General features: G+C 71.3%; 13 protein-coding genes. 11 read left to right on the forward strand and 2 right to left on the reverse strand.

Annotated elements, in window-relative coordinates; translation table 11 throughout:
- Positions 1-63 precede the first annotated feature (63 nt).
- Both N1031_RS10450 and N1031_RS10455 read left to right on the forward strand, forming a co-directional pair.
- Positions 64-3,396 carry an efflux RND transporter permease subunit gene (locus N1031_RS10450; protein ID WP_259479571.1) on the forward strand — a complete coding sequence of 1,111 codons (3,333 nt, stop codon included), beginning with the start codon at positions 64-66 and terminating at the stop codon, positions 3,394-3,396.
- Positions 3,397-3,504: 108 nt separating this feature from the next.
- Positions 3,505-6,927: a S8 family serine peptidase gene (locus N1031_RS10455; protein ID WP_259479572.1), complete on the forward strand. Its 3,423-nt coding sequence runs from the start codon at positions 3,505-3,507 to the stop codon at positions 6,925-6,927.
- Between the two features lie 435 nt (positions 6,928-7,362).
- Here the strand turns inward: N1031_RS10455 and N1031_RS10460 are convergent, their stop codons facing one another.
- Complete coding sequence (locus N1031_RS10460; protein ID WP_259479573.1) at positions 7,363-7,764, reverse strand: DUF1304 domain-containing protein; 402 nt, start codon at positions 7,762-7,764, stop codon at positions 7,363-7,365.
- Between the two features lie 103 nt (positions 7,765-7,867).
- Here N1031_RS10460 and N1031_RS10465 point away from each other — a divergent pair, with 103 nt between their 5' ends.
- Positions 7,868-8,725: an NAD-dependent epimerase/dehydratase family protein gene (locus N1031_RS10465; protein WP_259479574.1), complete on the forward strand. Its 858-nt coding sequence runs from the start codon at positions 7,868-7,870 to the stop codon at positions 8,723-8,725.
- On the opposite strand, the gene N1031_RS10470 is transcribed toward N1031_RS10465, so the two are convergent.
- Entirely contained in the window at positions 8,716-10,317 is a 1,602-nt protein-coding gene (locus N1031_RS10470) for an amino acid permease (RefSeq protein ID WP_259479575.1), read from the reverse strand. The two genes, N1031_RS10465 and N1031_RS10470, sit on opposite strands and share 10 nt — an antisense overlap.
- A gap of 127 nt (positions 10,318-10,444) precedes the next feature.
- Here N1031_RS10470 and N1031_RS10475 point away from each other — a divergent pair, with 127 nt between their 5' ends.
- From N1031_RS10475 to N1031_RS10510, 8 genes are all read left to right on the forward strand, one after another.
- Positions 10,445-11,023 carry a TetR/AcrR family transcriptional regulator gene (locus N1031_RS10475; protein ID WP_259479576.1) on the forward strand — a complete coding sequence of 193 codons (579 nt, stop codon included), beginning with the start codon at positions 10,445-10,447 and terminating at the stop codon, positions 11,021-11,023.
- Positions 11,024-11,057: 34 nt separating this feature from the next.
- Positions 11,058-14,108, forward strand: a complete 3,051-nt coding sequence (locus N1031_RS10480; protein ID WP_259479577.1) for an MMPL family transporter — start codon at positions 11,058-11,060, stop codon at positions 14,106-14,108.
- Positions 14,105-16,402: a YhgE/Pip domain-containing protein gene (locus N1031_RS10485; protein WP_259479578.1), complete on the forward strand. Its 2,298-nt coding sequence runs from the start codon at positions 14,105-14,107 to the stop codon at positions 16,400-16,402. The genes N1031_RS10480 and N1031_RS10485 overlap by 4 nt, the downstream gene beginning before the upstream one ends.
- On the forward strand, positions 16,399-17,637 hold the full coding sequence (locus N1031_RS10490; RefSeq protein ID WP_259479579.1) for an MFS transporter: 1,239 nt from the start codon (positions 16,399-16,401) through the stop codon (positions 17,635-17,637). Before N1031_RS10485 ends, N1031_RS10490 begins: the two co-directional genes overlap by 4 nt.
- A gap of 58 nt (positions 17,638-17,695) precedes the next feature.
- The gene (locus N1031_RS10495; RefSeq protein ID WP_259479580.1) at positions 17,696-18,622 is read left to right on the forward strand and encodes an LLM class F420-dependent oxidoreductase; all 927 of its coding nucleotides are present in this window, start codon (positions 17,696-17,698) and stop codon (positions 18,620-18,622) included.
- 5 nt (positions 18,623-18,627) lie between these two features.
- The gene (locus N1031_RS10500) at positions 18,628-18,939 is read left to right on the forward strand and encodes a putative quinol monooxygenase (RefSeq protein WP_259479581.1); all 312 of its coding nucleotides are present in this window, start codon (positions 18,628-18,630) and stop codon (positions 18,937-18,939) included.
- A gap of 145 nt (positions 18,940-19,084) precedes the next feature.
- Complete coding sequence (locus N1031_RS10505; RefSeq protein WP_259479582.1) at positions 19,085-21,505, forward strand: DEAD/DEAH box helicase; 2,421 nt, start codon at positions 19,085-19,087, stop codon at positions 21,503-21,505.
- A gap of 12 nt (positions 21,506-21,517) precedes the next feature.
- A complete protein-coding gene (locus tag N1031_RS10510; protein WP_259479583.1) occupies positions 21,518-22,510 on the forward strand; it encodes a DMT family transporter in 993 nt (330 codons plus the stop codon).
- The last annotated feature ends 38 nt before the right edge of the window (positions 22,511-22,548 follow it).

Raw genomic sequence — 22,548 nt, forward strand, 5'->3', positions numbered from 1 at the left:
ACGATCATGTGAGCCGGATATGATGCACCCACACAGCCACCGCCCGGCCCAGGAGACGATCGCGTGCATTTTCTCGCCGTAGTGAGCATGAAGAACCGGGCGTTGATCGCCCTCGTCACGATCGTGGTGGCGGTGTTCGGCGGGCTGGCGCTCACGAACCTCAAGCAGGAGCTCATCCCCTCGATCGAGTTCCCCCAGCTCGCGGTGCTCACCACCTACCCCGGTGCGAGCCCCGAGGTGGTGAACGAAGACGTCTCCACGCCCATCGAGGCCGCCATCCAGGGCGTCGAGGGCATCGAGACCACGAGCGCCACCAGCAGCACGAACCTCTCCATCATCAGCGCCACCTTCACCTACGGCACCAACCTCGCCACGGCCGAGCAGAAGATGACGCAGGCGATCAACCGCATCTCGTCGACCCTGCCCGACGACCTCGACCCGCAGGTGCTGAGCGGCAGCCTCAACGACCTGCCCATCATCTCGATCGCCGTCTCCAACCCCGACGTCGACACCAAGGCGCTCGCGCAGCAGCTCGAGACCATCGCGGTGCCCGAGATCGAAGACGTCGACGGCGTGCGCGCCGCCGAGGTGCTCGGCCAGATCGGCCAGCGGGTCACCATCACGCCCCGGCCCGCCGACCTGGCCTTCGCCGGCGTCACGGCCTCCGACATCACCGACGTGGTCGAGAACAGCGGCCTGCTCATCCCGGCCGGCACCCTCGTCGAGAACGGGCAGAGCTACGCGGTGCAGGCCGGTCAGCGCCTCGCCTCGGTCGACGACCTCGCCGCCCTGCCCCTGCCGGCGGTCAAGGCCGACGGCACTCCCGTCACCGTCGGCGAGGTCGCCACCGTGGCCCTCACCGACGACCCGGTCACCTCCATCTCCCGGGTGAACGGGCAGGATGCGCTCACCCTGTCGATCACCAAGCTCCCGGCCGCGAACACGGTCGAGGTCTCGGAGGGCGTGCAGGCGCTGCTGCCCGACCTCGAAGACGCCCTGCCGGGCGCCACCTTCACCGTCGTGTTCGACCAGGCCCCGTTCATCCAGCAGTCCATCGAGTCGCTCGCGACGGAGGGCCTGCTCGGCCTGCTGTTCGCCGTGATCGTGGTGTTCGTCTTCCTGCTCTCGATCCGGTCGACGATCGTGACGGCCATCAGCATCCCGACCTCGGTGCTCATCACCTTCATCGGTCTGCAGACCGCCGGGTACACGCTCAACATCATCACGCTCGGCGCTCTCACCATCGCCATCGGGCGCGTGGTCGACGACTCGATCGTCGTGATCGAGAACATCAAGCGGCACCTCGGCGCCCTCACCGGCACCACCCTGTCGCCGAAAGAGGCGGCGGCGGCCCGGGCGTCGCTCATCGTCGACGCGGTGCGCGAGGTGGGCGGCGCCATCACGGCCTCGACCATCACGACGGTGGCGGTCTTCCTGCCCCTCGCCTTCGTGGGCGACACGACGGGCGAACTGTTTCGTCCATTCGCGCTCACCGTCACCATCGCCCTGCTCGCCTCGCTGCTCGTGGCGCTCACCATCGTGCCGGTGCTCGCCTACTGGTTCGTGCGCCCGGCCAAGCCGAAGAAGCCGACGACCGACAGCTCTTCGGCTGAGGGTGCTCCGGATGCACGGGGCGCCGACGGTGCGCTGGTCACGCCCCACGCGCACGCGCTCCCCGCCGTGGCCGGTGCTCCGGCCGAGGCGGAGGCGGAGGCTGCTGCGCTGACGCCGGCGGGCTCCGCTCCGCTCCCGTCGCGGCGGGCCCGTCCGCACGCGCACCGCGCCGATCTCGAGGAGGAGCCGCCCACCGTGCTGCAGCGCGGCTACCTGCCGATCATCCGCTGGACCCTCCGCCACTCCGTCGTCACCATCTCCATCGCGATCGTCGTGCTGCTCGGCACGGTGCCCCTCCTCGGGCTGATGAAGACGAACTTCCTCGGTTCGAGCGGGCAGAACACCCTCACCGTCACGCAGACCGTGCCCGTGGGCTCGAGCCTCGACGCGCAGTCGGCCATCGCCGCCGACGCCGAGGGCGTGCTCACCGGCATCGACGGCGTCGACACCGTGCAGCTCACCATCGGATCGAGCGGATCGAGCCTGCGCGACGCATTCGTGGGCGGCGGCGACAGCGCCATCACCTACAACATCACCACCGACCCCGACGTCGACCAGGAGGCCCTGCAAGACGAGGTGCGCACCCAGCTCGAGGCGCTCCCCGACGCGGGTGAGATCTCGATCTCGGCGTCGTCGGGCTTCGGAGCCTCCTCCGACATCGCCATCGACGTCACCGCCCCGAACCAGACCGACCTCGCGACGGCGGCGGATGCGGTGGTCACCGCGATGCAGGGCCTCGACGCTGTGTCGCAGGTGAGCAGCAACCTCAGCGAGTCGCGCCCCTACGTGCAGGTCGCGGTCGACCGTGCCGCCGCCGCCGAGGCGGGGCTCAGTGAGGTGGTCGTGGGCGGAATCGTGTCGCAGGCGATGCAGCCCACCTCGATCGGAAGCATCGTCATCGACGACACGAACTACACCATCTACCTGGCGGCGGAAGACCCGCCGACGACCCAGGAGGAACTCGCGGCCCTGAGCATCCCGACCGCCACCGGGCCCGTGCGGCTCGACTCGCTCGCCACCGTGAGCGTGGTCGACGGCCCCGCCGCCATCACCACCGTGCAGGGCGTGCGCACGGCGACGGTGTCGGTCACCCCGAACAGCGACGACCTCACCACGGCCAGCGCCGAGGTGCAGGCGGCGCTCGCCGACGTCTCACTGCCGGCGGGCGCGCAGGCCGAGATCGGCGGTGTCGTCACCGACCAGTCCGACGCGTTCTCGCAGCTCGGCATCGCCTTGCTCGTCGCCATCCTCATCGTCTACGTGGTGATGGTCGCCACCTTCAAGAGCCTGCTGCAGCCCGTCCTGCTGCTGGTCTCCATCCCGTTCGCGGCCACCGGGGCGATCGCGCTGCAGGTGATCTCGGGCATCCCGCTCGGGGTGCCGTCGATCATCGGCGTGCTCATGCTCATCGGCATCGTGGTGACGAACGCGATCGTGCTCGTCGACCTCGTGAACCAGTACCGCGAGCGCGGGCTGAAGGTGGGGGAGGCGCTCGTGGAGGGGGCCTCGCGCAGGCTCAGGCCTATTCTCATGACGGCGCTCGCCACCATCTTCGCGCTGCTGCCGATGGCGGTGGGGCTCACCGGGCACGGCGGGTTCATCTCGCAGCCGCTAGCCATCATCGTGATCGGCGGGCTGGTGTCGTCGACGCTGCTCACGCTCATCGTGCTGCCGGTGCTCTACAACCTCGTCGAGGGCGCTCGCGAGCGGGCACGCGACCGGCGCGAGCAGCGGGCGATCGAGCGGATGACCCCCCGAACAGGGGTGGATGTTAACAGCTAGGAACGAATTTCGGAAGACTGTCGGAACGGTCGGATTCTCCGCATAATCGGAGGACACTCTCACCGGATTCCTACCTGGGTCTGGTTCACCGCGAGAAAGCAGCCCTACGTGCGCCGTACCCCTGCGAGACCGTCGTCCATCCAGCCCTTCGGAGCGTCACACGGTCGCAGAGGCAGAGCCGCCGCCGCGCTCGCCGTGGCGGCGGGTGTCGTCGCCGCAGGAACCTTCGCGTTCCTGCCCGCCTCAGCTGCGCCCGGCGGTTCGGTGACCAAGCCACCCGCGGGCCCCTCGACACCGGTCGCCTACTCCGACGGCACCTACATCGTCACCCTGGTCGATGCGCCTGCCGCCACCTTCACCGGTGACTCCGCCCACGCCTCCACGGCCCCCGAGAGCGGCCGGCAGCTCGACGCCTCCGCCCCGGCCGTCGAGTCGTACTCGGCGCGGCTCGAGAGCAGCCAGGATGCGGTGGCCGCGTCGGTCGGCGCCTCCGTCGGCTACAGCTACACGCTCACCCTCAACGGGTTCTCGGCGAACCTCACGGCGGCGCAGGCCGCCGAGCTCGCGGCGCGCAAAGACGTGGCGGCGGTGACGAAGTCGGAGGTGCTGCACCTCGACCGTGTGGCGGCCACGACCGAGGAGCCGGCCGCCGAGGAGCCGGCGGCTGCCGCCGACCTCACCCCCTTCCCCGACACCGGGCAGGTCTCGTCGACCGACTTCCTCGGCCTCTCCGGTGCCGACGGCCTCTGGGCCGACCTCGGCGGCGTCGAGGCGGCGGGTGCCGGCATCGTCGTGGGCGACCTCGACACCGGCATCGCCCCCGAGAACCCGTCCTTCGCGGGCGACCCGCTCGGAACCGCCGCCGGGGCCGACCCCTACCTCTCCGACGGCAGGATCGTGTTCGAGAAGTCCGACGGCCAGACCTACTCGGGCGTCTGCCAGGCCGGCCTCGACGCCGACCAGCAGTGGACCGGCGACGAGTGCAACACCAAGCTGGTCGGCGCGAGCTGGTTCCTGCCCACCGCGCTCTACGACCTCGTCGGCTCGGCCGAGCATCCCGAGTACCTCTCGCCGCGCGACGGCGACGGGCACGGCTCGCACACCACCTCGACCGCCGCGGGCAATGCCGACGTCGACGCGACCATCGGCGACTACGACTTCGGCGACATCTCGGGCGTCGCGCCCGCGGCCAAGGTGGCCCAGTACAAGGTGTGCTGGAACGGCAACGGCGTCGAGACCGACGACGGCTGCTACACGGAGTCGATCCTCGCCGCCATCGACCAGGCGGTCGCCGACGGCGTCGACGTCATCAACTTCTCGATCGGCGGCGGCTCGGCCACCTCCACCTTCGCGCTCGAAGACCAGGCGTTCTTCGGCGCGGCGGCGGCCGGTGTGTTCGTCGCCGCCTCGGCGGGCAACTCGGGCCCCGGCGTCTCGACGCTCGACCACGCCTCGCCCTGGTACGCCACGGTGGCCGCGTCGTCCATCCCGACCTACATGGCCACGGCCGAGCTCGGCGACGGGCAGAGCTTCGCGGGTTCGTCGATCACCGTGCACGACGACGTGACCGCGCCCCTGGTGCTTTCCGCCGATGTGGCGAGCGACGACGCCGATGCCGACGACGCCACCGTCTGCGCCGAGGGCAGCCTCTCGCCCTCGAAGACGACCGGCAAGGTCGTCGTGTGCGAGGCGGGCGTCACGGCCCGGGTCGACAAGTCGGCCGAGGTGGCGCGCGCCGGCGGTGTGGGCATGCTGCTGCTCAACCCGTTCCCCAATGCGATCCACGCCGACGACCACTCCGTGCCGTCGATCCAGATCGACTCCGACGCCTTCGACGCGATCGAGGAGTACGCCGCCACCGACGGCGCCACGGTCACGCTCGTGCAGGGCAATACCTCGGGCGTGGAGCGGCCGACGCCCCAGGTCGCCGGCTTCTCGTCGCGCGGTCCGGCCGAGGCCGACGGCGCCGACGTGCTGAAGCCCGACATCACGGCCCCCGGCGTCTCCATCCTCGCCGACGGCCCGAACGACGAGGGGGCCGATCCCACCTACCAGTTCGAGTCGGGCACCTCGATGTCGGCGCCGCACGTGGCCGGCCTCGCGGCGCTGTACCTCACGAAGTACCCCACCGCATCCGTGTCGACCATCCGGTCGTCGATGATGACCACGGCCTACGACTCGGTGCTGCAAGACGGCAGCGCCTCGCAGGACGTGTTCGCGCAGGGCGCCGGCCATGTCGACCCCAACCGGATGCTCGAGCCGGGCCTGGTGTACGACAGCGGGGTCTCCGACTGGATCGCCTTCCTGCAGGGCGAGGGCTACGTGTTCGCCGAGCCGACCGGCATCGACCCCATCGACCCGTCCGACCTCAACCAGGCGTCGATCGCCATCGGCTCTCTCGCCGGCGTGCAGACGATCACCCGCACGGTCACCTCGACCGCCGCAGGCAGCTACACCGCCGACATCGCGATCGACGGCGTCGACGCCACGGTCACCCCGTCGACCCTGTCGTTCGGCGGTGCCGGGGAGACCGCGAGCTACACGGTGACCTTCGCGGTGACGGATGCGCCGCTCGACGAGTTCGCCTCCGGCTACCTCACCTGGACCAGCGACGGCGGCGACGAGGTGCGCAGCCCCGTGGCCGTGCGCCCCGTCGCCATCGCCGCTCCGTACGAGGTGTCGGGCACGGGCAACACGGGCAGCGTCGCGGTTCCGGTCACGCCCGGTGTCGACGGCGAGGTGCCGCTCACGGTGACCGATCTGGCCGAGGGTGAGCTGGTGGAGGACGACAGCGCCTCCGACGGCCACTCAGGAACCCTGCCGACCGGGGAGCAGTTCGTGTCGACCACCACGATCGCCGAGGGCACGAGCTTCGCCCGCTTCGACCTCGACTCGCTCGACGACACCGCCGACCTCGACCTCTATGTCGACCTCGTCGACGAGGCGGGCGACACGGTGGAGGAGTACCTGTCGGCCACCGGTTCCGCCGACGAGCGGGTGGACCTCCTCGATCCGACTCCCGGCACCTACGTCGTGACGGTCGACATCTACGCGGCGGGCTCCGGCGAGTCGGAGGCCACCTTCGACCTCGTGGAGTATGCGCTCGGCGTGGGTGCGACGAGCGCGCTGACCGTGGCTCCGGATGCGCTCAGCGCGGTCTCGGGTCAGGCCACCAGCTACGAGGCGTCGTGGGCCGAGCTCGACGGGCCGGCGCGGTTCCTCGGCGCCGTCGCCTACGGCGACTCGGGCCTCTCCACGCTCGTGAGCGTCACCACGACGCAGGCGGCGCCGACTCCCACGCCGACGCCGACCGACTCGCCGACCCCGACCGACAGCCCCACGCCGTCGCCCACGGGTTCGGCGACGCCGACCGACCCCGGCAGCACAGCCACGCCCGGTGCGGGTAGCAACACGCCCTCGCTCGCCTCGACCGGTTTCACCGGCCTCGGCCTCGGCATCATCGCCGTGCTCGTGCTAGCCGCCGGAATCGCCGTGGTGCTCGTGCTCAGACGCCGCACCTCGAAGGGCTGACCCTCCGCGAACCGCCCCCGGTTCGCTCCCCGGTCCGCTCCCGCAAGAATCGCCGCATCCGCCCCGCTCAGGCCCCCGGATGCGGCGATTCCTGCGTCACGGCACTCCCGCGGCCGCTCCGCCCGCCGCCACTCCGCCCACCGGCGCCCCTCGGATCCCCCCGCACCCGCGCCCCGCGCACCCCACCCGCACGGCATGCTTCGCCACGTGAGCTGTACATCGACCCCGTATGGGGTGCGGTTCGTGTCTCGAGTGGCGAAGTGGGCGGGACCAGGGGAGGGAGTCGCGCATCCCGCACCCGCGCACCCCGCCCGCACTGTGTGCTTCGCCACGCGAGCTACCCATTGACTCCGCGGGGGGCGCGATTCGTGGGTCGCGTGGCGAACGGGGGCGCGCTCATCCCGCCCCACCCGCGCGTAAGCGTGGGACGCGGGGTCAGAGGAGGGAGAGGAGGAGGAACGCGACGCCGAGGAGGGGGAGGGTGCCCTGGATGGCGGCGGAGCGGAGGCGGCTGATGCCGGTGCTGAGGAGGACGAGGGCGGCGAGCAGCATCGAGGCGGCCGAGAACAGCGCCAGGGTGAAGCCGACCGTGTGCACGGTGGTGCCGAACGGGGACACGAAGAGGAGCACCGCGCCCAGCACGGCGCCGATCGCGAGGAAGAGGTTGTAGAAGCCCTGGTTATAGGCCAGCGGCGCGGTGGTGTCGGCGTCCTCCTGTGAGGTGAGACCGAAGATGCGCCAGGTGGCGGGCGCGCGCCAGCGCACGCTCTCCAGCACGAAGATGTACACGTGCAGCAGCCCGGCCAGCGCGACGAGAACGGATGCGATGATGCCCATGCCGTGAGCATAGGGCCCCGGCGGTGTCCTCAGGGCCCCGGCAGTGCCTACAGTGGACCCGGGTACCGACCCGGACACCCCCACCCAGCGAAGGAGCACCCCCATGACCCGTGTCGCCGTCACCGGAGGCAGCGGCAAGCTCGGACGCGCCGTCGTCGCCGAGCTTCTCGACAACGGCTACGACGTCGTGAACCTCGACCGCGTCGCGGGCCCGGATGCGCGCGCCGCCTTCCTGCGCATCGACCTCACCGACTACGGCCAGGTGGCCGAGGCCCTCACCGCCGTCGACGACCGCTACTCGCGCATCGACGCCGTGGTGCACCTCGCCGCCGTCCCGGCCCCCGGCATCGTCACCAACTCGGCCACCTTCGCCAACAACGTCCCCTCGAGCTACAACGTGTTCGCGGCGGCCCAGGCGGCCGGCATCGACAACATCGTCTGGGCGTCGAGCGAGACCGTGCTCGGCCTGCCCTTCCTCGACACCCCGCCGCCTTCGTTCCCGGTCGACGAGCTCTACCCGGTGCGCCCGAACAGCACCTACTCGCTCGGCAAGGCCGTCGAGGAGGAGATGGGACGCCACTTCACCCGGTGGAACCCCGACCTCAAGCTCATCGGCCTGCGCTTCTCCAACGTCATGGAGCCCGCCGACTACGCCGCCTTCCCCGGTTTCGAGAGCGACCCCACGAGCCGCGCCTGGAACGCCTGGGGCTACATCGACGCCCGCGACGGCGCCCAGGCCGTGCGGCTGGCGCTCGAGAGCACCCTCACCGGCTTCGAGGCCTTCATCATCGCCGCGGCCGACACGGTCATGTCGACCCCGTCGGCCGAGCTGGCCGCGCGCCACTTTCCGGCCGTGCCGTTCCGCCACCCCGTCGAGGGCACCGACACCCTGCTCGACATCGAGAAGGCCAAGCGGATGCTCTGGTTCTCACCCCGCCACAGCTGGCGCGATCACGCCTGAGGCGAGCCGTTCATCCCGCTCGACCCGTCGGCGCCCTCAGGAGCGCCCTCGGCGGCCCCCTCGATCGGCGACGGGTTCGCCACCGTCGGGTACGCCCCGGTGAACCCCGACCGCCGCGCCGCGACCTCCGCGATACGGTCGCGGTACACGTACCACCCCACGATGAGCAGCGGGATGATGATGACCAGCGACGCGATCGTGAAGGTGCCCGCCGGGTAGTCGAACGCCATCAGCACCAGCACCGTCACGAGGAACACCAGCGTGAGGTACGAGGTGAACGGCGCCCCGAACAGCCTGAACTTCGGCCGCGTGTAGAGCCCCTGATCGGCGAGCTTCTTGAACTTCAGCTGGCAGAGCACGATCGTGGCCCAGCTCGAGATGATGCCGAGCGCCGACACGTTGAGCACGATCTCGAATGCCTGCGCCGGCACCACGAAGTTGAGGCCGACGCCCAGCAGCGCCACCGCCGAGGTGAGCAGGATGCCGCCGAACGGCACACCGCGCTTGTTGATCTTGCCCGTGAACCTCGGCGCCGCCCCGGCCGCCGAGAGCGAGTGCAGGATGCGGCCGGTGGAGTAGAGCCCCGCGTTGAGGCTCGAGAGGGCGGCGGTGAGCACCACGAAGTTCATGGCCGAGCCCGCGATGGCGGCGACCGTGGGGTTGCCGATGTGCGAGAAGAAGGTGACGAACGGGCTCTCCGTGGCCGAGTAGGTGGAGGCCGGCAGCAGCAGCGCGAGCAGCGCGATCGAGCCGCAGTAGAACACCGCGATGCGGAACACCACGCTGTTGATGGCCTTCGGCATGATCTTCTCGGGATTCGCGGTCTCGCCCGCGGCGGTGCCGACGAGCTCCACGCCCGCGTAGGCGAACACGACGCCCTGGATCATGACGACCGCCACCACGAGGGTGTTGATGCCGTCGGGGAAGAGCCCGCCCTCGGCCACGATCATCGGGATGCCGGTGACGCCCGCATCCGTCGGGAACGCGAAGGCGAGGAACACCACACCGATGAGGAGGAACGAGACCAGCGCCACCACCTTGATGAGGGCGAACCAGAACTCCATCTCGCCGAACACCTTCACCGAGATCATGTTCGCGCCGAGCACCACCGCGAGTGCGATGAGCGCCAGCAGCCACTGTGGCACGTCGGTGAACAGGCTCCAGTACTGCACGTAGACGGCCACCGCGGTGGAGTCGACGATGGCCGTCATGGCCCAGTTGAGAAAGTAGAGCCAGCCCGAGACGTAGGCGGCCTTCTCGCCGTAGAACTCGCGCGCGTAGGAGACGAACGATCCGGATGAGGGCCGGTGCAGCACGAGCTCGCCGAGCGCGCGCAGGATGAGGAAGGCGAAGAACCCGCAGATGGCGTAGTCGAACACCAGCAGCGGCCCGGCCTCGTGCAGGCGCCCGCCCGCGCCGAGGAAGAGGCCTGTGCCGATGGCGCCGCCGATGGCGATCATCTGCAGCTGCCGCGGCTTCAGCGACTTGTGATAGCCGGCCTGCTCGTCGGAGAAGTCCTCCACGGCCTCGAGCCGGTCGCCCACGGTCTCGCGGGGGTTCTCTTCGGCGTCGGCGATGTCTTCTTTCCCCATGGCACGACGCTAATGCACACGTGTTTCATCGGCGTTTCCCGGCAGGCACAGAGTCGAAGCTGGCAGACCGCCGCGAATCTGACCGATCGGTCAGCGCCTGAACGATCGGTCAGGCTACGGTCGATCCGTGCCCGTCATCCAGCCCATCAGCCGCGAGCAGCACGACGTCGCCGCCGAGCTGCGGCAGATCGCGCTCACCATGTTCGCCGAGCACGGCTACGCGGGCACGAGCCTCCAGCAGATCGCCGACGCGGCGGGCTACTCGAAGTCGAGCGTGCTCTACCACTTCCGGTCGAAAGAGGCCCTGCTCGAAGAGGCACTGGCCCCCGCGGTGGGCATGCTGGGCGACTTCCTCGACACGACGGTGCCGCGGGCGAAGTCCGACGAGCACCGGGCCGCCTTCGTCGAGGAGTTCGTCGACCTGCTGCTCACCTACCGTCTGGCCGCGCACATCATCATCAACCAGGGCCAGACCCTCATCGACATCCCCACCATGGCCGAGGCCCGCAGCTACATCGACCGCATCGGCGAGTCGTTCATGACCGGCCTCCCCACCACCACCCAGCGCATCCGCCTGGGTGTCGCGCTCGCGGGCGCGGCCTACGTGCTCGTGGCCTCGCGGCCGAGCGCGCCCGAGATCGACAACATCGACGAGGTCAGGGAAGCCCTCATCGAGGTCGTCGGCGAACTCGTCACCGGACTGTAGTACCCACCCCCCCCACCTCTCGAGGAGCTTCCCCGTGGCAACTCTGCTCTACCGCATCGGCCGGTTCGCCTACCGCCGCGCCTGGTACGTCATCATCGGCTGGGTGCTCGCCCTCGCGGCGCTGCTCGGGGGCGGGCTGGCCCTCGGCGGGCAGTTCCAGGAGAGCTTCACCATCCCGGGCACCGAGTCGCAGCAGACCATCGACAAGCTCGAGAACCTCTTCCCGGCCGCCGCCGGCGCGGGGGCGACCGTGGTGGTGGTCGCTCCGGATGGCAGCTCGGTGAACGACGACGACGTCACGCAGGAGATCACCGACGTCTCCGACGAGATCGCCGACCTGGGGCAGGTGGCCAGCGTCATCTCGCCCTACTCGGAGTACGCCACGAACCAGATCTCCGAAGACGGCACCACCGCCCTCATCAAGGTGCAGTTCGACGGCCCCGCCACCGACATCACCGAGGCGACGCTCGACGCCCTGCAGGAGACCGGGAACACCCTCACCGAGGAGGGCATGCAGGTCTCTTACGGCGGCGAGGCGTTCCAGAGCCAGGAGTTCGGGCTCACCATCACCGAGGCCATCGGCGTGCTGTTCGCCGGCGTGGTGCTCTTCATCACCTTCGGCTCGCTGCTCGCGGCGGGCCTGCCGCTGCTCACCGCGCTCATCGGCGTCGGCCTCTCCACCGGCGGCATCATGGCCGTGGCGTTCTTCACCCCGGTGTCGAGCACCGCGCCGATGCTCGCGGTGATGATCGGGCTCGCGGTCGGCATCGACTACGCCCTGTTCATCCTCTCCCGCCATCGAAGCCAGCTCGCCCAGGGGCTCGACCCCGAAGAATCGGCCGCGCAATCGGTGGCCACGGCCGGCGCAGCGGTGCTCTTCGCGGGCATCACGGTCATCATCGCGCTGCTGGGCCTGCTCGTGGTGGGCATCCCCTTCCTCTCGGTCATGGGCGTCGGGGCTGCGTTCGCGGTGCTCGTCGCTGTGCTCATCGCGGTCACGCTGCTCCCGGCGATCATGGGCCTGGCGAAGGGGCGGTTGCGCGCCAAGCCCGGGTCGAGGGCGGCTCGCCGCGCGCTCGCCGCCGCGTCGCACGGTGAGACGGATGCGGAGGGCGGCACCCACAAGCCCTCGCTCGGCGGCCGCTGGGTGGCGCTCGTGATGAAGGCGCCCGTCGTCTTCCTCATCGCCGTCATCGGCCTGCTCGGTGTGGCGAGCATCCCGGCCTTCAGCCTCGACCTCAACCTGCCCACCGCCGCCTCGCAGCCCGAGGGCAGCACCACCCGCACGGCCTACGACACCGTGGCCGAGAAGTTCGGGCCTGGCTACAACGGCACCGTCGTCGTGGTGGCCGACATCACGCAGACGACCGACATCCTGAACGTGCTCGACGAGGTGCGCACCGAGCTCGAGACCGTGCCCGGTGTGGCGACGGTCGGCCCGGGCCTGCCCGACGAGACGCTCGACACCGCCATCTTCCAGGTCATCCCCACCACCGCCCCCGACTCGCCCGAGACCAAGGCCCTCGTGGAGCGGCTGCGCGAGATGAGCGCCGAGATCGACGACGAGTACGGCACGCCCTACACCGTGAGCGGTCAGACCGCCGTGGCCATCGACGTCTCGAACCAGCTCACCGCGGCGCTGCTGCCCTTCGGCATCCTCGTCGTGGGGCTCTCGATCGTGCTGCTGGCGATGGTGTTCCGCTCCCTCGCGGTGCCGATCAAGGCGGCGCTCGGCTTCGTGCTCACCATCGGGGCCTCGTTCGGCGTGACCGTGGCCGTGTTCCAGTGGGGCTGGGCGGCCGACCTGCTCAACGTGCACGCGACCGGGCCCATCATCAGCTTCCTCCCCATCCTGCTCATGGCCATCCTGTTCGGGCTGGCCATGGACTACGAGGTGTTCCTCGTGTCGGGCATGAGGGAGGAGTACGTCAAGACGAAGGATGCCGGCCGCGCCGTGCGCATCGGCTTCCAGCACGGCGCCCGGGTGGTGACGGCGGCGGCGCTCATCATGTTCTTCGTGTTCTTCGCCTTCGTGCCCGAGGGCGAGGGCCCGATCAAGGCGATCGCGCTGGCGCTCGCCGTGGGTGTGGCCGTCGACGCCTTCCTCGTGCGCATGACGCTCGTGCCCGCGGTGATGGCGCTGCTCGGCCGGCGAGCCTGGTACCTGCCGCGCTGGCTCGACCGGGTGCTGCCGAACGTCGACGTGGAGGGCGAAAGCCTGCGCGGGCACATCGAGGAGCGCGAATGGGCGGCCGTGCAGGCCGGGCACGTGGTCGCGGCCGAGGAGCTCGAGCTCGACGGGCTCGCGGCGTCGGTCGGCTTCACGGTGCCGCGCGGATCGGTGGCGGTGATGACGGGCGAGACCGTCTCGCGGCGCCTCCTCGGCGCGGCGATCGCCGGGCGCATCGCGCCGGCCGCCGGGCACCTGCAGGTGCTCGACCGCGCGCTGCCCTCGGAGTCGGCCTCGGTGGTCACCCGCGTCAGCCTCGTCGACCTGGAGTCGCGGCGGCTCGACGAGTACACCGCCGTGGGCGACGCGCTCGCCGAGCGGCTGCGGCTCGACCGGCCGTGGTTCAAGCGGGTGCCGCGCGGAACGGTCGAAGCCCTCGTCGACCGGCTCGACCGGGCGCTCGACGGGCTCGAGGGCGAGGAGCGGGTCGACCTGCACACCACGCTCGGCGAGCTCTCGCCCACGGCCTCGGCGCTGCTCGCCGTGACGCTCGGCGTGGCGGACGGGGCGCGCGTCGTGGTGGTCGACACCGGCGACGGCGAGTTCTCGCGGCCCGGCACGCTCGGGTTCGCGGATGCGGTGGCGGGCGTCGTCGGGTCGGACGCGACGCTCGTGCTCGGGCTCGCGACGGCGCCCGCGTCGCTCGGTGACGGATCGAGCGTCGGGGGGAGGCCCGTCGCGCGGATCGATCTCGCCGGGGTCGCGCATCCGTCGGCCGTGTCGTCGGTACCGTCTTCATCCTCTTCACCGCCTTCATCGTCGGCTTCGCTACCGCCCTTGTCGCCGGCTTCGCCGCCGTCCACCGGCGCCACCGACTCTGATTCCCGCCACGACGCGAAGGGAGTGCTCCGATGAGCGCCTCGTCATCCGCACCGGCCCCGCGCATCCGGCGCCGCACCAAGATCGCGCTGTTCGTGCTCGCCACCCTCGCGGTGGTGCTCACACCGCTCGCCGTGAACGGGCTGTTCGCGGGAGCGCTCGCGAACGTCGACACGAACATCACCACCATCCCGGCGGCGATCGTGAACAACGACGAGATGACCACGACGACCGCGGCCGACGGCACCGAGAGCACGAACTTCGCGGGCCGCGCCGTGGTGACCGAGCTCACCGGCGGCGACTCCGGGTTCGACTGGACCGTCACGAACTCCGAAGACGCCGCCGCCGGGCTGGCCGAGGGGCGGTACTACGCGGTCATGACGATCCCCGAGAACTTCTCCGCCTCGATAGACACGCTCGGCAGCACCGAGCCCGTGCAGGCGCCGATCGACATCCGCACCGACGCCGCGCACGGCTACCTCTCGGGCATCGTCGCGTCGACCGTCGGCAGCGCCGTGCAGGCCGAGTTCGGGCAGTTCGTCACCGCGCAGGTGGTGAACGGCATCTACACGAGCTTCGGCACGGTGGGCACGAGCCTCACCGACGCGGCCGACGGCGCCGCGCAGCTCGCCGACGGTGCCGACGGGATCGCCTCGGGGAACGCACAGCTCGCCGACGGCCTCGGGCAGCTCAGCTCCGGTGCCGCCGAGGCCGCGAGCGGCGGTGCGACCCTCGCCGACGGCCTCGGCCAGCTCTCCACCGGTGCGGCCTCCGCCGGCACCGGCGCCACTCAGCTCGCCGACGGCCTAGGCCAGCTCTCCGGCGGTGCCGCTTCGGCCGCGTCGGGTGCGACGGCGCTCGCCGGAGGCGTCGGGCAGCTCTCGACCGGGGCCTCCGACCTGGCCGGCGGGCTCGATGAGTTCAGGGTCGGAGTGCGTGCGTACACCGACGGGGTCTCCCAGCTCGCAGGCGGTCTCGACGCGCTCGCCGAGCAGACGACCGGGCTCGGTGACCTGTCGGCGGGCGTCGCGGCCTACACGACGGGTGTCACGGCCTCGGCGCAGGGGGCGCAGCAGCTTGCCGCCGCCGCAGCCGCCGACCCGACGGTGCCGGCCTACCTGGTGGACGGGCTGGCGCAGCTTTCGGGAGGTCTCACCCAGCTCGACGCGGGAAGTGCGCAGCTCGCTGAAGGCGCGTCAGGGCTGCCGTTGCTCGAGCAGGGGATTGCCCAGACGGCGTCTGGTGCCGATCAGCTCGCCGACGGAGGCTCGCAGATCGCCGACGGAGCCGATCAGCTCGCTACCGGCGCCTCCGCTCTCGCAAGCGGGGTTGCGCAGACGGCGACCGGAGCCGACCAGCTCGCGGGCGGCGTGGGGCAGCTCGCGGGTGGGCTGGCGGAAACGGCGCCCGGGGCGTCGCAGCTGGCGGACGGGGTGAACCAGATTGCAGGTGGGCTCGCGCAGAGTGCGCCGGGGGCCGCGACGCTGGCCGACGGGGTGAGTCAGCTCGCGACCGGGGTGGCGCAGACCGTGCCCGGGGCGCAGCAGCTCGCCGACGGCGCGACGCAGCTCGGAGACGGGGCGCGTGAGCTCTCCGACGGGCTGACCAGCGGGGCCGAGCAGCTCACCGCCAACACGCCCACCGACACCGAGCAGGCCGCCGACGTGGTGGCGCAGCCGGTGGCGGTCGACTCGGTCACCACGAACCAGGTGTCGAACGTGGGCCAGGTGGTGTCGACCATCATGCTGCCCGTCGCCCTGTGGCTGGGCGCCCTCGCCGTGTTCCTGTGGCTGCGGCCGCTATCGCGGGCCGTGCTCGCTTCGGCGGCCTCCACCGGCCGCCTCACGGCGCGCGTGTTCGTGCGGGCCGCCGCCATCGTGGCGGTGCAGGTGGCGCTGCTCGTGGCGTTCCTGCACATCGTGCTCGGCGCATCCTGGAGCAGCCTGCCGGCCACGCTCGGGTTCTCCCTCCTCGTGGCGCTCGCCTTCACGGCGCTGCAGCAACTGCTGCGCACCGCGTTCGGGCGCCTGGGATCGGTGATCTCCCTCGTGCTGCTCGCCCTGCAGCTCGCCGCCACCGGCGGGCTCTACCCGGTGGAACTGCTGTCGGGGCCGTTCCAGGTGATCAACACGATCAGTCCGCTGAGCTACGCGGTGAACGGCATCCAGACCATCCTCACCGGCGGTGACGCGGCCGTGGTGGTGCAGGCGTCGCTCGTCATGGTCGGCATCCTCCTGGTGAGCCTCGTGCTCTCGGGTGTCGCGCTAGCACGCCGACGGCGACCCGCCGAGATCGGGTGGCTCGTGCCGGCGCGTACGATGGAGGCATGAGTCGGAGCCTGCGATCCGGGTTCCCGTGGACCCTCGTCGTGGGCATCGTCTTCATCGGCTTCATCCTGCGCGGCCCCATCGTGGCCGTCGCCCCGGTCACCGGCGAGATCAGCGGTGACCTGGGGCTGACGGCCGCTCAGGCGGGCCTCCTCACGAGCCTGCCGGTGCTCTGCTTCGCCGTCATGACGCCGTTCGCGTCGCTGTTCATCGGCAAGGCCGGGGCCAACCTCGCCACCACGATCGCGATCGTGGGCGTGGGCATCGGCTCCATCGTGCGGTCGGCCGGCGGCGTGGAGGCCACCTTCGTCGGCACCATCATCATGGGCGCCTTCATCACCATCGGAAACGTGGTGATCCCGGTCATCATCCGGCGCGACGTGCCCGAGCAGCGGGTGGGCATCGTCACGGGCGCCTACACGGCGGCCATGAACGTGAGCTCCATGATCACCTCGCTCGCCACCGTGCCGCTCGCGGCGGTGTTCGGCTGGCGCGGCGCGCTCGCGGCGTGGCTCGGGTTCGTGCTGCTCGCGATCGTCGCGTGGTTCGTGGCGGTGGGGCGGCGCGCGTTCCACTGGGGTCCCGTGCGGCCCGCGCTCGAGACCGGCGCCGTCGACACCATCGCCATCGACACCCGCGGCATCCCGCTCGCCGCCCCCGAGCCGCGCACCTGGCGCAACCTCTCCGCGGTGCTGCTCGCCTTCGCGTTCGCGGGTCAGGCCTTCTCGTACTACGGGCTCACCGCCTGGTTCCCGACGGTGCTCGAAGACGAGCTGGGCTACTCGGCGACGGATGCGGGCACGAGCTCGTCGATCTTCCAGATCGCCGCGGTGGTGGGGGCACTGGGGGTGCCGCTTCTGTCGCAGCGCATCGGCATCCCGCGCACCTTCCTCATCGTGGCCCTGCTCTGGATCACGTTCCCGCTCGGCATGATGCTCGCCCCCGGCGGCTGGCTGGCCTGGGGATTCCTCGGCGGGGTCGCCCAGGGCGGCGGCATCACCGTGGTGTTCATGCTGGTGGTGCAGCTCTCGCTCACCGGAACCCACGCCAGGCGGCTCTCGGCGATGGTGCAGGGCGTCGGGTACGCGCTCGGGGCGACCGCTCCCACGCTGGTCGGCGCCGTGCACGACGCCACCGCATCCTGGACCCTCTCCATCGGCGTGGTGCTCATCGCCACGCTCGTGTTCGCCGTCGCCGGCCTCGCGGGCGCGCTCCGCGCCACGCGGAGAACCTTCTGACCCTGCTTCACCCTCGCACGGCGCGCGTGCTGTCGGTGGCCGGGGATAGGCTCGGAGCATGGACTTCAGGATCTTCACCGAGCCCCAGCAGGGCGCCAGTTACGACGAGTTGTTGGCCGTGGCGAAGGCCACCGAAGACCTGGGGTTCGACGCGTTCTTCCGCTCCGACCACTACCTGCGCATGGGCGACGGCGACCCGGGTTACGGGCCGACGGATGCGTGGACGACGCTGGCCGGGCTCGCTCGCGACACCTCGCGCATCCGGCTGGGCACCCTCGTGTCGTCGGTCACGTACCGGTACCCGGGCATCCTGGCGATCCAGGTGGCGCAGGTCGACGCGATGTCGGGCGGACGTGTGGAGCTCGGGCTCGGCACCGGCTGGTTCGAGGCCGAGCACAAGGCGTACGGCATCCCGTTCCCGCCGAAGCGGTTCGGGCTGCTCGAGGAGCAGCTCGAGATCGTCACCGGGCTGTGGAGCACGGAGCGTGGGGAGACCTACTCGTTCTCGGGCGAGCACTACACGCTCGAGAACTCGCCGGCGCTGCCGAAGCCCGTGCAGTCGCCCATCCCCGTGCTCGTCGGCGGCAAGGGCGCCTCGCGCACGCCAGCTCTCGCGGCGCGGTTCGCGACCGAGTTCAACGCCCCGTTCCCCGACCCGGGCACCATCCCCGGGCTGTTCGAGAACGTGCGGCGGGCCTGTGTGGAGTTCGGGCGCGACCCCGACGAGATCGTGTACTCGGCGGCGCAGGTGCTGGCGGTGGGCAGTGACGAGGCGTCGTTCGTGAAGCGGGCGGCGGCCATCGGGCGCGAGCCCGCCGAGCTGCGGGTCAACGGGCTGGCGGGCACGGTGTCCGAGGTGGTCGACAAGCTGGGGGCGCTGCGCGAGCAGGGTGTGGAGCGGGTGTACCTGCAGGTGCTCGATCTGCACGACCTCGATCACCTCGACCTGGTGGCGCGCGAGGTCGTGCCGCAGCTGGGGGAGTGAGCGCGGTGGCGACCGTGGGCGACGAGGTGCTGTCGGTGTTCGAGTTCCGGGTGTCGGCGGATGCGGTCGAGTCGGCCCCGGCGATCGTGCGGGAGACCCTCAAGGCCACGCGGTCGCGTCCGGGGTGCCTGGGCGTGGAGGTGACGGTCGACGTCGACGACCCCGCGCACTACGTGGTCGCCGAGCGCTGGGAGTCGCTGGCCGCCGACGACGCGTACCGCGCCTGGCGGCAGTCGCCCGAGGGGGTGTCGCCGCTGCGCCCGATCCTCGCCGGGCCGCCGTCGCTCACCCGGGCGTGGGTGCGCGAGCAGCTCTGATCGTGTAACGTTGGTCGGTCGGCTCTGGACACCGCGGCATTCTGCGCGGCTGAACTCGTAGGTCTGGTGGGCCGGTTTCCCAGTCAGTGCGCAGAAGCGCTGGTCACTGGCGAACGTCGCTAACCTCACCGTCTTGGAGACAGTCATGCCCAAATCGCCCAAGTCGGGCGGGTACAAGCCCGTCAAGAACTACGAACCCCGCACCCCCGGCAAGGGCGGAGCGAAGGGTGGCGCCGCCAAGCCCGGCAGCCGCAGCCCGAAGCACCGCGGGTTCCGCCCCGAGGAGGAGCAGGAGGCTCCGCGCAAGCAGCGCTGGAACGCCGACGACCGCGCCGCCCGCGGGGGCGACCCTGTGCGCCGGGGCGGCGCTCGCCGCGACGACGACGCGCGAGGTGACTCGCGCAGGGGCGGCGAGCGGGATGCGCGAGGTGAGCGCGCGGGCGGCGGTGGCCGCTACGGTTCCGGCTCGGGTGAGCGTGATGCGCGTGGCGGCTCTGCCGGTGGGTACGGTCGCGATGCCCGTGGATCGCGTGGGGGCTCTGCCGGTGGTTACGGTCGTGATGACCGTGGATCGCGTGGGGGCTCTGCCGGTGGTTACGGTCGTGATGACCGTGGATCGCAGGGCGGCTCGACCGGCGGGTATGGTCGCGATGACCGCGGCTCGCGTGGGGGTTACGAGCGGCCGAGCCGCGAGAACGGCTTCAACCGCAGCGGCCCCGGAGCGGGACGCACCCGTGACCGCGACGGCTTCGATCGCGACGATCGTCCTGCACGTGACGATCGCGGCGCGGGCGACCGCAGTGGCTACGATCGCGGCGGTGTCGGGCGCGGCGGCTACGGCGACCGCGACACCCGTGGTGGCCGCGACGATCGTGGTGGGCGTGCCGGATCGGCCGATCGCACCGACCGCGGTGGCTACGGTGACCGCGGCGACCGCGCGAGCCGTGGCGGCTTCGGGGGTCGGTCGGACGACGACCGTGGTGGACGTGCCGGATCGGCCGGTCGCGGCGACTACGGCGACCGCGCCGACCGCGGTGGGTACGCCGAGCGCGCAGATCGCGGGAGCCGCAGCGGCTGGGACCGCGACGGCGGGCGCGCATCCGGCGGGTACGGTCGCGACGACCGCGCCGCCGCCCGTGGCCAGCGCGACGACCGCCGGGGCGACCGCGGGTTCGAGCGGGGCGGGTTCGACCGCGGGCGCCCGGAGGGGCGTGAGAAGCCACGCGGCTACGAGGTCGACGACGTGGTGCTCGAGCGTCTCGAGGCCACGGCCACGCTCGCGGCCGACGTGGAGGGCGTGACCTTCGCCGACCTCGGGCTCGGCGGCAACATCGTGAAGGCGCTCGCCGAACTGGGTGCGGAGCAGCCGTTCCCCATCCAGGCCGCGACGATCCCCGAGGTGCTCGCCGCGAAGGACGTGCTCGGCCGCGGCCGCACAGGTTCGGGCAAGACGATCGCCTTCGGCGCCCCCCTCGTGGAGCGCCTCATGGAGAACGGCGGCGGCAAGAACCGCAAGCCGGGCCGCAAGCCCCGTGCCCTCATCCTTGCCCCGACCCGAGAGCTCGCCCTGCAGATCGACCGCACGGTGCAGCCGATCGCGCGCTCGGTGGGGCTGTTCACCACGCAGATCTACGGCGGTGTCTCGCAGCACCGTCAGGTGGGCGCCCTGCAGCGCGGTGTCGACATCGTGATCGGCACGCCGGGCCGCATCGAAGACCTCATCGAGCAGCGCAGGCTCGACCTCTCCGAGGTCACCGTCACCGTGCTCGACGAGGCCGACCACATGTGCGACCTCGGGTTCCTCGAGCCGGTGCAGCGCATCCTGCGTCGCACCGCGCCGAAGGGGCAGAAGCTGCTGTTCTCGGCCACCCTCGACAAGGGTGTGGCGACACTCGTCGACGAGTTCCTCGTCGACCCCGTCGTGCACGAAGTGGCGGGCGAAGACCAGGCGTCGTCGACCATCGACCACCACGTGCTCGTCGTCGACCACCGCGACAAGGACGCCGTCATCGAGCAGCTCGCCGACCGCCACGGCAAGACCCTCGTGTTCACCCGCACTCGCGCCTACGCCGAGCGCCTCGCCGACCAGCTCGACGAGGCCGGTCTCGCCTCCACGAGTCTCCACGGCGACCTCAATCAGGCGCGGCGCACGCGCAACCTGCAGCAGCTCACGAGCGGGCGGGTCGACATCCTGGTGGCGACCGACGTGGCGGCGCGCGGCATCCACGTCGACGACATCGACCTCGTCATCCAGGCCGACGCTCCGGATGAGTACAAGACGTACCTGCACCGGGCCGGCCGCACAGGGCGCGCGGGCAAGCAGGGCACCGTGGTGACGATCGTGCCGCGCTCGCGGCGTCGGCGCATGGAGGAGCTGCTCGACCGGGCCGAGATCGAGGCGGAGTTCGTGCAGGTGGTGCCGGGCGACCCGTTCGTGAGCGAGCTGGCGGCGGCCGCGGCGGCGGGCGTGGGCGCCGCGGATGCTGCTGCTTCCGACGCTTCCGTCTCCGTCGACGCTTCCGCCGGCTCCGACGCTTCCGCTTCCGACGCTTCCGCTGCGGAGTAGGTGCAGCCACCGGTGACCGTCCTCCCTCCCGCGCATCCGCCGCACGTGACCAGCGCATCCGCTCGGTTGCCGCTGTGGGCGGGGATTGTGATCGCGGTGGGCTGCGGCGTGCTCATGGCCACGCAGTCGCGCGTGAACGGGGAGTTCGGGCGGCGCATCGACGACGGGTTCACCGCGGCGGCGATCAGCTTCGTGGTGGGGCTCGCGATCGTGAGCGTGATCGTGGCGATCATGCCGACCGCGCGGCACGGGGCGCGCACGGCGCTGCGGGCGGTGCGCGCGGGCGGCCTGCCGGCGTGGATGCTGTTCGCCGGGTTCGGCGGCGCGATCTTCGTGCTCTCGCAGGGGCTCGCCTCGGCGCTCGTGGGGGTGTCGCTGTTCACGGTGGCGTTCATCGGCGGGCAGACGGTGTCGGGGCTCGTGGTCGACCGCATCGGGATCGGTCCGGGCGGGCGGCGGTACCTCACGCCGCGGCGGGTGCTGGGGGCGCTGATCGCGTTCGGCACCGTGGTGTGGTCGGTGTCGTCGCACCTCGACCCGGGCATCCCGCTGTGGTTGCTGCTGCTCCCCGTGATCGCGGGCGTCGCTCAGGCGGTGCAGCAGGCCGCCAACGGGCGGGTGGCCGCAGCGGCCGGGTCGGCGGTCAGTTCGACGTTCTTCAACTTCATCGCGGGATCGGCGGCGCTCGTGGTGGTGGCGCTCGTGCACGCGGGCGTCACGGGCGGATTCCCGGCGTCGCTGCCGTCGCTCACAGGGGAGTGGTGGTTGTATCTCGGCGGGCCGCTCGGGGTGGCGTTCATCTTCGGGCTCGCGACCGCCGTGCGGGTGACGGGGGTGCTGCTGCTCGGGCTGTGCTCCATCACGGGGCAGCTGCTCGGCTCGATCGCGATCGACCTCGTGGCGCCGGGCTCGGGCCACACCGTCGACTGGACGACCCCGATCGCCGCCGCGCTCGTCGTGATCGCGGTGCTCGTGGTGTCGCTCCCCGCGCGCCGGCGGCGCTGAGCCCGCGTCGAACCGAGGCGCTCCCGGCGGGATGACGC

It is taken from the genome of Herbiconiux moechotypicola (assembly GCF_024979255.1).
GTDB classification, from domain to species: Bacteria; Actinomycetota; Actinomycetes; order Actinomycetales; family Microbacteriaceae; genus Herbiconiux; species Herbiconiux moechotypicola.